Consider the following 12,872-nt stretch of genomic DNA (forward strand, 5'->3'; position numbering starts at 1 on the left):
TCTTGCACAATTGCGTTGGTCGCCGTTGTTGGTATGCAACCGGGAAAAATGCGCAGAGCTTACCAACAACAAATTACGCTGACCTTTCAGTTAAGAACGGATGGGCGCTCGTTAATAAAAAAACAGAGCCGATAATAGCCCGGCTCTGTTTTTTAAAAAAGTTATCAGAAATTCCCATCATCAATAATTTCGGAGCTTGACCAGCAAGCCAACTCCAATAAGCGACTTGAGCTGCAGGCCGGGGGAATTGAGATTTGGTCCGAACTGTTTTACGTCGTCATCATAAATCAGATCAAGGCTCCAGGTGGCTGTGAGTATTTTTGAAAGTTTAACTGCGAACATGTTTGTCATATAAAGATCTACATTCTGCGGGTTGTGCCTGTAATTGGAGAACAGGTCAAGCCTTCCTTTATAGCTAATTGTTTTTGTGATTTGTGCCTTATAATTAATAGATGCAAATGCACCGAATTCAAAATTGCTCTTTTTGCCGGTATCCACTCCGTAAGCACCTTTGGCAGATAAACTATCATCGTTTACGATCACCCATCTCGCAGTTAATGGCGAAACAAATATTGAAAGATTGGGAACAGGATGCCAGTCAATACCCGGGCTAAGCATTATGTATGCAGGGGCCATAAAATTAGAAGTGTATTCTCTCGGTTTGTTTTCAGGATAATTATACCCCTTGGAGAATTGCGACCTGAAATCAAACAACGCACTCAGGTTGACTTTGGGGCTGAGGGCATATCCATACTTGGAGGTAAGATCAAACCGGTCGTCGTTTTTTCGTGTACCGAGGCTGGTTGTTTTTACATAACCATAGTACATGTCCAGGTTGTTATCCCACGAATGCTTCTCCTTTTTATAAAAAGCATACCCGTTGATATAGCTGTTAAGTGACAGAGAGAAATTATCACCACCCGCGGCCCAATTGCTTAAAGAACCTTGTGCCAGATTAAAACTAATGGTGCTACCTGTTTTCCAGGTTTTTACTATAGTATCATTGGGGTCTTTTTTAAAGTCCTTATTTGCATCTGACTGAAGGCCTTTAATTGTTTCATCCTGAGCAAGCGCATGCGTTACCACAAATAGCAACAAGAGTGTAATGATTCTTTTCATAATCGAAAGATTTGGTATTAGAAAATGCGGGGCTTGGTTTATGTTAACACAAAAAAAAGCCATTTAGTTTAAAATCAATATAATATGATTGTTTTGCCGATTCATTTACCGTGCCGGAAATTGATGAGCTGTTCTATTGATTGACGTACGGTTTCGATAATACTGTGTACCGCTATAATTTTGTGGTCCTCTAAAACCTTAAAAAATGATAATAAAGCAACTGCCACGGGTTGTTTTCGTGATGCCGAATCGTGCCGGAATGTATTTTTGTAATATAACCGGTGAACCTGTCTTTGAACAACATCCGGTAATTAGTACATTAGTCAATTACACGAAAGTCTTTACCTAAAACATAGTACGTGCAACCTTTTCAGTTGCAATAATTTTAACCTTGCTAACAAGTAAAAACTACAGAATGAAACACCTTATCCATGCGCTGATTCTATGCGTTTTCTTTGTGAATGTGCACGCGCAAAAAACTGTAAAATTTGATACGCTCTATATGCGTAGTGGCGAAACGAAAATAGGATCGGTAACAGAAATTGCCGATGATGCAATTAAGTTTACCCACAAAGGCGAAACACTTGGCTATTCATTTAAAAAAGCAGACATAGCCAAAATCGGTTTCTCCAGCGGAAGAACAGAAACTTTTGCTGCTCCTGTGCAGGAAGACACTTCAACCAAAAATGCAGCACCCGCCCAATTTGTTAATCAGCAGGATCATCATAACAATGTAGCGGTACTGCCATTCAGCTTTATCTCCGATCAGCGTTCAGGCGATGAAGAAATGGGATTTAAAATCCAGGAAGAATGTTACACTTATCTCAGTAAGAAAGCCCAGGCACTTAAAATACAGGATCCTTCTTCAACCAATGCCTTCCTCGGAAAAGCAGGCGTAAATTCAGGCAATTTCAGAAGCTTCACCTACCAGGAGCTTTGCAATATATTAGGCGTAGAATATGTATTAAGAGGAACAGTTACCATGGATAAAGGATCTGTTTCTACTTATGGAAATGCAGGTTCTAACACCACTTACAGTTCCAATAACAAGGACAACAAAAGCAAATCATCAAGCAGTACGTACGGTTCTGCCACTACCTCGCAGGATTACAAAACATCTGTAACAATGGAAGTGTATATGGATGACGGCAAAAAAGTATTCGGACAAAATCATGATGCCTTCTGGAGCACAACAGATGCATATAAAAGTACGCTGCAGTATTTGTTGAAAAGAACGCCGATTTATAACAGATAGAGGAAAGCTTAAAGCCTAAAGCTTAAAGTCTAAAGCTTAAAGCTTAAAGCCTAAAGCCTAAAGCTGAAAACTTTGGGAGTAGCGAAAAGATAAATTGTTATAGCAAACAGGCTTTGGTTCGCGGTGAACCAAAGCCTGTTTCATTTTATTGGAGTTCTCGCGCTTGTTTTACCGCTGTAATCGATTATGTCTCTACCTTTGACCTGGGTTTCGGTAGAGGCCGAAGCTTGCTGTTTCATAGTTAATGATTTTTTTCAGCAAAGTTCTTCCTTGCAGCCATTTATTTGGACTGCTGCCCGCCGAAACCTTTTACATATAGACTCTGTGCAACTCAGTGTCTTCTCCGTGCCCCTCCGTGTAACTGTCTTTTTTTATTTCTTCAATTTCGCTTTCATCAAATCTGTAAACTGCTCAAGCGAAAGCTTCTTTGCAATGATTCGTTTTTGGTCATCCAGCAGGTACATAGTTGGTGTTTGAAACACATCATACAATTGCCTGAAGCCTGCTTTGTTGGAGGCTACTTCCTGCTGACGTTGCTTTGGTGGTTGATACACATGAACCCATCCATTTAAATTATGCTCACGAATGAAAACTTTCCAATCCTGGATTGCTTTATCAAGATCCTTCCCATCCTTTAATAACTGTTCATCCGTATTTACAGCGTAAACCTTAACTCCCATAGCTTTCCATGAGGCTTCGTAAGCTGAGTCAACTTTCGGAACCTGCTCTTTGCAGTGTCCGCAATGAGGATCCCAAAAAACTAAAAAGGTAAAAGGAGCTTTGACCCCATATAACGGAGATGCCTTGCCGGAAGTATCTGTAAGATCAAGTTGCGCCCCCTGTTCTCCAATCTGGTTGGCCATTAAACTATATGCACGGTTAAAAATGTATTCTTTCTGTTTTGCATTCAGCCAGGTAGTATCACCCTTGGAAAAGTAATTATTGAAAAGAAAAACAAACACCTTATCCTGTCCCATTATCTCCGGATTAATATACTTATCAGTAAATTTTCCCAGCAGGTATTTAAACATGTCTTTTGATTCCCTCGCATAAAGCAACATGTAATTTACTTCAGCGATAACCGAATCCGGTTCAGGAGACACATAATATTTATAGTATTCGTCAACCTTAGGATCAAAGAATGGCGTACGTAACAACCGATCGTCATTGAATGGAACATCATCCCAATAATGTTCTTTCATGTATCGTGCAGGATACAAAGAGTCGATGCTGCCATTCGATAATTTGGGCGCGGCAGGAACTTCTGGCCTTTTCATAGAATTGAAGAACAAAGTAAGCATTGCATCCGGATGTTCTTTTGCGATTTGATCACGGTAATCATTCAACTCTTTATTTCCTTTTGTAAGTTCATCCTGTATCCTTGTTGAATCTTGTTTGGTTTTTGCATCTTTCAGTTCCTTTTGCAGTTGCTGAAGGTGAGGTACTTTGGTAGCAAGATGTTGCGTATATTCCTGAAAGAGTGAATTTTCATCAGAGCCGGTTATTACTACTGCATCTTGCCTGGTTGTATCGGCCTTGATTGAAAATTGTTGTTTGTTGTCCATCAGAAAGTCGAACAGCAACGTGTGGGAAGGAGATACCATAAAGTAAATGCCACCCGGTAATTTTTCTTTTCCTTTAAAAGTGCCGGAACCATTTTCATTTACGAAAACAGAATCTACCAGGTTCTTATATTTTCCATAATAGCAGCCCATATACAGCCAGCATTTTTTAAAAGGAGCAACTGTAACATTGATGTTATAGCCTGACGTTGCTGTGGCCGCGTTAGCTGCCGGCTTTGTAGTTTTTTGCGCCGGCAGTTGTAAAATTGGTATACATAGGATGATGAACAGTAAATGCTTCATTAAATAGTTTTTATTAAGAGCAATGTGTAAAGTGTAAAAATATTCAAAAACACCATCAGAAAATTTCGTCTGCTAAAATCCGCATTAATAACAATTTTGTTTAATTACTAATGATGAATGTTGCGAAGATCATTATAATTGGATTAAATTAATGGCCTTCCCCATATAAAACATATTGTAAAACTTAACTTGGCCACTTGTCAAATTGCTAACCGCGAAAGATTTTATCCGAAACTATTATAAAAACAAGTTGAGCCGTAACCTCATTGGTAATTCCTTAAAAACATAATTGATAAGCTGATTCCGTGTAAAAATTAACGCATAGCTATTATGCTTTCTAATAAGTTGTTCGCAGGCCTCATTATCCCGCTTCTGGTATTTTCCTTTAAAAATAGTTCAGGTCAGAAATGCAATCGGTTACCGGGAATTCCTAATGTCATAAATTTTTCAAAAGATGTATATGGAGGGAACAGCCAAAACTGGAGCGCAACACAAACTGCTTCTGGTATAATGGCATTCGGAAATGCAATAGGCGCCTTGTGCTTTGATGGTTCGCGGTGGGAGGTTCGTCCGTCTCCTTCTAATTCACTGGTAAGATCAGTGGCGGCATCATCCGACGGCAGGTTATATGTGGGAGGTTACAGGCAGATTGGCTACTGGTCCGGGCCGGCCTATAACCATTATACGAATCTTGATAGTTTATTTTTCAAAGATCCTTCCTGTAAGGAGGAGATATGGAAGATCATTCCAACCAGTGAATTTGTGTTGTTCCAATCCTTCTCGCGATTGTTTCTTTTATATAACGACGGAACTGCTGCGCAGATCGTACCACCTCATCCTTTCATTTTTGTGCATCAGGTCAATGACCGGTTGTTTCTTCCCATTGAAGGAGATCGCATGTACGAAATAAAAAACCGCAGGTTAGTGGAAGTGCCGGGCTCAGAAGCGCTGAAGAAGCTTACAATCCGGGTAATGCTGCCCTTTAACGGTAATAGTATATTGTTGGGCACAGATAAAAATGGACTTTGGCTGTTTAGTGAACAAGGTGAACTTCAAAAGATCAATACAAGCGCTTCAACCTGGTTAGCGTCAAACAGTCTTAGTTGCGGCATGCGGCTTAATACAGGTGATTATTTGTTTGCGACCACCAATAATGGTGTTTTAATCGCAGACAATGATCTGCAAGTGGTGCAGCACGTAAATAAATCAAATGGCCTGCAGTGCAACACTATACTTAATGCCACTCAGGATTGCTACAAGAATGTGTGGCTGGTGCAGGAAAAAGGGATCGATCTGTTGGTAATGAATGCTCCCTTGCGTTATGTACGTGATCCCGAGGATATGTTAGGTACTGTTTTACACGCAACAACCTGGAACGGCAAGCTTTACCTGGCAACAAATCACGGACTTTTTTCCCAGAAACTATCCGGTAATCTCAACAGCGGTTCGCAATTTGAAAAAGTAAAAAATTCTGATGGACTGGCCTGGCATGTCTCCGTATGGGACGATCAGCTGATTATTGGCCATGAAAAGGGGACATATACGCTGGAAAACGATCAATTAAGAAAGCTGGACGATTCGCCGGGAGGATGGGATATTGTACGACCGAAAATAAATACTGACTATTTATTGCAAGGGAACTATAATGGCCTGGTCCTGTTGAAAAAAAACAACAATGGTAAATGGACATTCTTCCGGAAAATAAAAGAGGCTGAGGGGCTGCCGTTGAGAAACCTGGTACAGGATAAGATGGGCAGGATCTGGCTAAAACATGCAAAAGAAGGAATTTATTGTTTGCGGCTCGACACCGCGATGAATGTTAAAGACTTTAAGTTGATAAATGAAACGCAGGGCGTCATTGGCAACGAGAAACCTGGCCTGGTGCAATACAACGGCGACATCTTTTTGACTACTCCGGATGGAATGAAGAAATGGGATGACCGTGCAGCCCGTTTTATAAAAGACACATCGTTAAAGCAGATCCTGGGCGCGTACTGGCGTGCGCCAAAAATGATAGCAGGCGATAACGGAGACTTGTGGGCCATAAATAAGCGCAACGACATATGTTTTTTTGTGGCTGATAAAAACCATGTGCTATCCTATCCTTACGTGGTCAATCCCAAGAATTTTTCACTTAACTATGATTTTGAACAGATAGTGCCTACTTCTGAAAATTACTATGTGCTTTGCGGGGAGGAGGGCATTGCTACGTTCTCTAACATGAGTTATGCCGGATCGTTGAACACCGTTAAGCCATTTTTTTTGCAGTTGTTGATTCATAAAAAGGGCGGTTGGCAGGAATTAGACATTGAAAATGATCAAAAAATAGTTATTCCTTATGGTGTATCGCAATTTAGATTAAAGTATGCGATGCCGGTTTTTGACAGAGACACTCGTTTCAGGTATAAGATTCAAGACGGAGGATCGGCCCAGCCGTGGTCGGAGTGGACCGCATTATCAGAAAAAGAGTTTATCAACATGCGGCCGGGTGATTATGTCTTTCTCCTTGAAACGAATGTTAATTCAAAGTCAGCCATGGTCACTTTTACCATTCTACCGCCATGGTATTGGTCCATTTATGCGCAGATCTTCTACCTGGCCTTTCTCTTTACGGGCGCATTATTAACCGTAAAATGGGCACAGAACAAAATGCGCCGTCAAAAGGAGAAAATTCAGAGAAAAATGAACGAGGAGCTGGCAACGCAAAAAGAACAATTTGAACGGGCGCAGGAACGCGTAAAAAAAGCGCAGCTGGAACGGGATCTTGAATTAAAAGAAAAAGAACTTGCCAACTCTGCAATTGGTCTTGTAAAAAAGAACGAATTTCTGGAAAAGCTTCGAAATGACCTTGCGCAGGTTAAAGAGAGCAACCGGCAAATGGAGGCTGATGCGCAGCTGAACAAAATAATCAGGCAGATCAACAAAAATATTCAGACAGAAAAAGAGGATTGGGAATTGTTTGAATCACGTTTTAACGCAATTCATGATGGTTTTTACCAGGGCCTGTTGAATTCATATCCCGGTCTTACTCCGCAGGATCTCAAATTGGCAGCCTGCCTTAAAATGAATCTTACGTCGAAAGAAATTGCTCCGATTTTTAATATTTCCGTAAAGGGAGTGGAGTTAAAAAGATATCGTTTAAGGCGCAAATTGAATTTGTCTGCCGAACAAAATCTAACAGAGTTCTTTTTAAGACTCTAAAAAACAGGTTAGCTGGTGTGAGATATCTTTTCAAACAAAGAAAGTTTACTATTGTATAATTAATTGTTCTACAAATAAATAAACATCTAAATCGATTTTTATGATGTGATAGTGAAGGGGTGTTTGGACGTTTTTTTACAAAAGTTGATGTGGTATTGTAGATGGCTAAAATTGGGAAACGTAGTTGTTACGAAATAGTTTTAGGTCATCCAATTGGAATCGATTCAAGCCGGACAGAAGTTGTTCCCGGGTCAGTAACTGGAAGTCTTGGCAACATCTTTTTTATCAACAAACTTGCGTAATGAAAAAAACATCTCTTCAAATTTTGGCAGCAATATGCCTGCTCCTCTTTTCCGGAGTCGTCATAACATCCTGCTCAAAGCAACTTTCAACGGGAAATGACAAACAGCTGGGTGCCAGACTTTCGCCAGCAACCGCGCTGGCTGGTCCTTCAAAAAAAGTGCTCATATTGGGCATAGATGGTTGCCGGCAGGACGTAATGATGGCCTCTAACACGCCTAACATCAAAAGTTTGCTAACTAACGCGGTGTACAGCCTGGATGCACTAACACTTGCTCCGACATGGAGCGGGAACGGATGGTCAACCATGTTAACCGGCGTTACTCATTTAAAGCATAGGGTTACGGACAATAATTTTACAAATCCGGATTTTACAGACTATCCTAACTTTCTAAAAAGGGTTGAAGCATTTGATTCTTCAAAGAGAACTATATCAATCGCCCATTGGGCTTCCATTAACCAATATATTATAGACGGAATAGATCAGGAAACTACTACAACAACCGATCTGGACGTAAAAAATGCGGCTGTAGCCAGCTTAACGAACGATAGCCCGGATGTGCTGTTTATGGCCTTTGATGATGTTGATCATGCCGGCCACACCTACGGTTTTAGTCCATCAACACCGCAATATGTTTCGGCTATCGAAACTACCGACGGATATATAGGCCAGGTTTTAACTGCCTTGCGCAACCGTCCAAATTATGCCAACGAAGACTGGTTAATCATTTGTTCACCGGATCACGGCGCAACTGATGTTGGTCACGGAGGAGAAAGTTATCTTGAGCGTAATATCTTCACAATCTTTAACAACAGGGATTTTCCGGCAAATCAAATTGCGTCAAAAACATTCGTGTCTGAATCTACTATCAGTGGCAATGTTGTTAATTATAATTCTACAAAAGTTTATGCATCCGTATCTAATTCGAACTACGATTTTGGACAGACGCAGGATTTTACAATTGAATGCAGGGTGAAATCGAATGGCTTTAGCGGAGACCCGGCTATCCTGGCCAACAAAGATTGGAATAGCGGTAACAATAAGGGGTTTGTGATTGCTGGCATTCCTGGCGGAAGCTGGAAAGTGAATATAGGTGATGGCACAAACAGGGCCGATCTTGGTGGAAACACCATTACGGATGGCAAATGGCACCATCTTTCGGTTTCATTCACAAGAGGTGGAACGATGAAAGCCTACCAGGATGGTGTTTTGGTTGGACAAACCAGCATCGCCAATGTCGCGGACATTAATTCTTCCCTCCCCCTCGTCACTGGCCAGGATGGAACAAAAAGCTATTCATACACCTTTAATGGCCAGGTATCTGAAGTGCGGGTGTGGAAGGCCGCACTTGATTCAACAACAATTGTAAGTAATTGTGGTACTGCGGTTACATCCAGCCATCCCTTTTACAGCAGTTTGACCGGCTATTGGAAAGGTATAAATGAAACAACGGGCTATCTGGCCGATTCTGGTCCAAAGCATATCAACATGCCGCTGTCGGGGAAATATACCCGAACGGCTCAAAGTGCAGGACTTACCTGTTACCGGGGAAATACCGTTCCGATGATGGTGGATATTGCATATTCTGCATTGTCCTGGCTCGGCGTGCCAATTTCACCGGCGTGGACGCTGGATGGCAGGTCCTGGCTACCATGATCAATGGGTAGTCAATTTTTCAAAGATCGCTGGCGTTCCCCCGGGAGCATTTGAGTAAGGGTAACAAGGGGGTGCTTGTTTTACTTCAAAGCAGGCCTGGCGGGAGTCGCCGGATCTTTAAGAATCATTTTCTAACACTCATCAACAAATGACACTATGTTAACCAATAAAATCGCAAAACATTTCATTGTTATAATTTTTGCATCATTATTTGCGGGCATCACTGGTTGTAAAAAGGACTTGCAACCTGTAACCGCGGAGCAACCAGATAATAAAATCAAACATGCAGAAGCCAAGACAGGGATCAGCCTTGCTACGCTTTTCAGGAACAGTTACCAGGTGTATGAATTGCAGCGGAATGCAAAAGGCGTTTATCGTGATTCAAAATTGTTCAGCGGCACCGACTATCATCCCTGTTCCGTAGCAAATATCGGGATGGGGCTGGTGTCGCTTTGTATTGCAGATAAAATGAGCTGGATTACAAATGCCGGGCAATTGGCCAGAACTACACTTCAAACAGTGTTGGGATATGATACTACTTTTCATTTAGCAAAAAATGTAGCGGGGTTTCCGCGTCATTTTGTCGATATGCAAACAGGGGTACAGGCATGGAACTCGGAATTCAGCACCATTGATGCGGCTATCATGGTTTCGGGCGCCTTGTTTTGTAAAAAATACTTTGCATCTGACACAACGATAAGCAGACTCGCAGATACTTTATACAACTCAATCAACTGGTCAAAAGCCATTGCCGATCCGGTAGCCGGAACGATGTACCTTTCATTGGATAGTATGGGGAACGGACTAAGCACAACAAGTGTTTACAATGAGTACATGCTGGTTGCCAATCTTGCATATAACGCAGAGAACGGTGCCGGAGGTAACGCCACAACATTATGGAATAATTTTTTTGTGAATCCTGATAATATGCCAAAATCCAACTATTGGGGATATTCATTACTTACCGATTATCCGGGTTCATTTCTTTCAGATTTTATTCCGCAATTCTGTTATTATCTCTGTCATCCATACAACACCGGTACCAGGTATCTTACGTACATGAACAATTCCATGCTGGCTGATAAAAAATGGTGGACATTCACGAGTGGTTTAGGGGCCTACGAATGGGGACTTGGCGCTGGTAGTGCTCCTTCAGGATATCATGCTGATGGTGAAGATAATAATCCTGACAAAGTAGTATCCCCACACATTATCGCAGGATTTATGCCGGTAAATTCGGCATCTCAAAATGATCTGCTTAGTCTTTACAATGCAAACAAGGGCGTTTATACATTACCGGGTTCAACAAATAAAATATTATGGAGATATAGCGTTACCTCGCCTTCATGGACAGCGAATGAAGTTCAGGGCGTGGATTTTTCAAGCATGTTGTTCGGTTTGGCATCGCTTCCTGCGCATTGCGGAACTGCATTTTTTACAAATAATAATGATTATATATTCCCCCGGTATTCGTTTCTGCCAAGGTGAATAAAGGGTGCTGCCCTTCGGGGCAGCATTTCTAAAATGCATTATACCTCTATTATGTTTGCAACAAAGCTAGTGGAGGCGTCCAATATCAAATTAGTTTAAAGTAGGTCAGTTTTTATCCATCCATAGATGTTCAGCTAAAATCCAATGTCCAGGCAGTAAAAAGCCGCAGTGTTTACAACAATTGTTGTAAACCTGCGGCAACTGCTATTTATAAACGAGTGGGTAGCCTAAAATATGCTCAGGCTGGAGACACCACTAATTTCCTTTTCCAAAATCCGGTGCATTTTTATCGTACCAAATCCTTTCTGTATTAAGCGTTTGAACATCCTGGGCCAGCGGTGTAAAGCCTTGTGCCTGTAAGGCCGCATTCCAGTTTGCCCTGTTCACTTCACCCGGATCTGTTGTCCAGAACCTGCGTGGAATAGTTTCGTTAAATGTTTCACGCGGATAGTATGTTGAACTCAACTTAGGATAACCTGTTCTTCTACATAACACATAACCTTCGTTAATGTTTCGGAAGGCGTTCAAATATTCCTGGATATATATTCTTTCCAGGTCATTTACTCCGTTGAACTTGACCATCGGCTGATTAAGATAGTCGGCAATCACTGTAAGGCCATCTCCACTGTAAGCAGTAGTTGAGTTAGCCGTTACCGCTATCTGGTTCATGGTTTTGATAGAAGATGTAATACCCTTTTTATACCAGTCTTCAGCGGTTCCACGTGTATCAACACCGCTTCCATAACCCTTTTGGATAAACTCTGCAACCAAAAGACAAGACTCTGCGTTTGTCACAATCACATCCGTAAACTGACCATCGGTAGCACCATTCATTCTCGGTGAAAAGAATTTGCGGTTGATCTTGGAAATAAGAAAGTATTTGGTGTAAGGACCAACAGGATAAGCATTACTCAAATAAGACGCACGTGCTGGGTCTGTTGTCCAATCTGCCGGACCACCCTGGAATCTTACCAGCGGATCATTCGGATTAATGAATGCAGGTAAAGTTGCATTGTAAGCAGCAAGTGTATCCTTAAAGCTGCCTTGCAGATCATTCGGTTCGAAATACACCTGTATTCTTGGATCATTAGCTGCTTTCAAAAAATTAACGATTGAGGTAGAAGCGTAACGGATGCTTCTATAGTTAATATCGCCAGATGTACCAAAAGGCAAATAATCCACACTGCTATAAGATACCTGCGCGTCATCGCTATCAATCGGACCGGTAGCATCTTTCATTACTTCCTGGAAGATTGCCTTGGTCTTAGTCGCATCCTGGTTTTCCAGTCTTGCAGCAATTCTCAGTTTAAGTGTGTTAGCCAGTTTTACCCATTTGGTAAAATCACCTTTGTAGAAAATATCAGAATTACCGTAGCTCTGTTGTGTCGGCAAAGAGCTGTTGGAAAGAATGGCGATGGAACTATCTAATTGGCTCAGCCATGTATTGAATAAAGTTTGCTGGTCATCATATACCGGGCTGAAGTTGTTTTCATACCTACCTTGCTCAGCCTGAGAGTAAGGGATGGACCCGTTCATATCAGTGACCTTAATACCATGCAGAATTTGCAGCACCAATGTAACGGCACCCATTTTCTGATAAGATTCTTTATCCGTTTTCATATCAATCTGCCTTCTTATCTCAAAAAGATTGGGCAGTATTTGCTGATAATAATTGGAATAGCGCGTATTAACATTGTTTGTTATTTCGTACGGGCTGGATGTGATGTGCTGTGTAAAGCGCCACAACTGTTCCATGCTTTCCCATACCCATTCAGTTCCCTGGTAAGTTACAAGCCTGTCCTCTGAATAGCTTAGCAGGAATTTAATATCAGGCGTGGTAACAACTGCGGGGTTGGTATTCATCTCCCCGAAATTCTTTTTACAGGAAGACAGCGTTCCTGCTGTTACTGCCAGCACTGCCAGGATGATATATGTTGATATTGACTTTCTCATAATTTGAAAATTGATGTTTAATGAATCGTCC

The 12,872-nt window shown here is 41.5% G+C and carries 7 protein-coding genes; 4 read left to right on the plus strand and 3 right to left on the minus strand.

From position 1 onward, the window contains the following. Positions 1-180 precede the first annotated feature (180 nt). Positions 181-1,119 (minus strand): DUF3078 domain-containing protein, encoded by a 939-nt coding sequence (locus tag QTN47_RS22585; protein WP_369331705.1) that lies wholly within the window; start codon positions 1,117-1,119, stop codon positions 181-183. 415 nt (positions 1,120-1,534) lie between these two features. Here QTN47_RS22585 and QTN47_RS22590 point away from each other — a divergent pair, with 415 nt between their 5' ends. Beyond that, entirely contained in the window at positions 1,535-2,374 is an 840-nt protein-coding gene (locus QTN47_RS22590) for a hypothetical protein (RefSeq protein ID WP_369331706.1), read from the plus strand. Between the two features lie 371 nt (positions 2,375-2,745). On the opposite strand, the gene QTN47_RS22595 is transcribed toward QTN47_RS22590, so the two are convergent. Next, positions 2,746-4,239 (minus strand): TlpA family protein disulfide reductase, encoded by a 1,494-nt coding sequence (locus tag QTN47_RS22595; RefSeq protein ID WP_369331707.1) that lies wholly within the window; start codon positions 4,237-4,239, stop codon positions 2,746-2,748. A gap of 330 nt (positions 4,240-4,569) precedes the next feature. Here QTN47_RS22595 and QTN47_RS22600 point away from each other — a divergent pair, with 330 nt between their 5' ends. From QTN47_RS22600 to QTN47_RS22610, 3 genes are all read left to right on the plus strand, one after another. Continuing rightward, positions 4,570-7,440: a helix-turn-helix and ligand-binding sensor domain-containing protein gene (locus QTN47_RS22600; protein ID WP_369331708.1), complete on the plus strand. Its 2,871-nt coding sequence runs from the start codon at positions 4,570-4,572 to the stop codon at positions 7,438-7,440. Positions 7,441-7,741: 301 nt separating this feature from the next. Then, entirely contained in the window at positions 7,742-9,397 is a 1,656-nt protein-coding gene (locus QTN47_RS22605) for a DUF4983 domain-containing protein (protein WP_369331709.1), read from the plus strand. A 156-nt stretch (positions 9,398-9,553) separates the two neighbouring features. Then, complete coding sequence (locus QTN47_RS22610) at positions 9,554-10,885, plus strand: hypothetical protein (protein WP_369331710.1); 1,332 nt, start codon at positions 9,554-9,556, stop codon at positions 10,883-10,885. Between the two features lie 258 nt (positions 10,886-11,143). On the opposite strand, the gene QTN47_RS22615 is transcribed toward QTN47_RS22610, so the two are convergent. After that, positions 11,144-12,841 (minus strand): SusD/RagB family nutrient-binding outer membrane lipoprotein, encoded by a 1,698-nt coding sequence (locus QTN47_RS22615; protein ID WP_369331711.1) that lies wholly within the window; start codon positions 12,839-12,841, stop codon positions 11,144-11,146. Positions 12,842-12,872 lie beyond the last annotated feature (31 nt).

The sequence above is a fragment of the Danxiaibacter flavus genome (assembly GCF_041060425.1).
Classification (GTDB): Bacteria; Bacteroidota; Bacteroidia; order Chitinophagales; family Chitinophagaceae; genus Danxiaibacter; species Danxiaibacter flavus.

What these genes read in the sequence shown, in the direction of transcription:
- QTN47_RS22585 (WP_369331705.1), bottom strand. Translation starts at nt 1,119, where the DNA reads ATGAAAAGAATCATTACACTCTTGTTGCTATTTGTGGTAACGCATGCG.
- QTN47_RS22590 (WP_369331706.1), top strand. Translation starts at nt 1,535, where the DNA reads ATGAAACACCTTATCCATGCGCTGATTCTATGCGTTTTCTTTGTGAAT.
- QTN47_RS22595 (WP_369331707.1), bottom strand. Translation starts at nt 4,239, where the DNA reads ATGAAGCATTTACTGTTCATCATCCTATGTATACCAATTTTACAACTG.
- QTN47_RS22600 (WP_369331708.1), top strand. Translation starts at nt 4,570, where the DNA reads ATGCTTTCTAATAAGTTGTTCGCAGGCCTCATTATCCCGCTTCTGGTA.
- QTN47_RS22605 (WP_369331709.1), top strand. Translation starts at nt 7,742, where the DNA reads ATGAAAAAAACATCTCTTCAAATTTTGGCAGCAATATGCCTGCTCCTC.
- QTN47_RS22610 (WP_369331710.1), top strand. Translation starts at nt 9,554, where the DNA reads ATGTTAACCAATAAAATCGCAAAACATTTCATTGTTATAATTTTTGCA.
- QTN47_RS22615 (WP_369331711.1), bottom strand. Translation starts at nt 12,841, where the DNA reads ATGAGAAAGTCAATATCAACATATATCATCCTGGCAGTGCTGGCAGTA.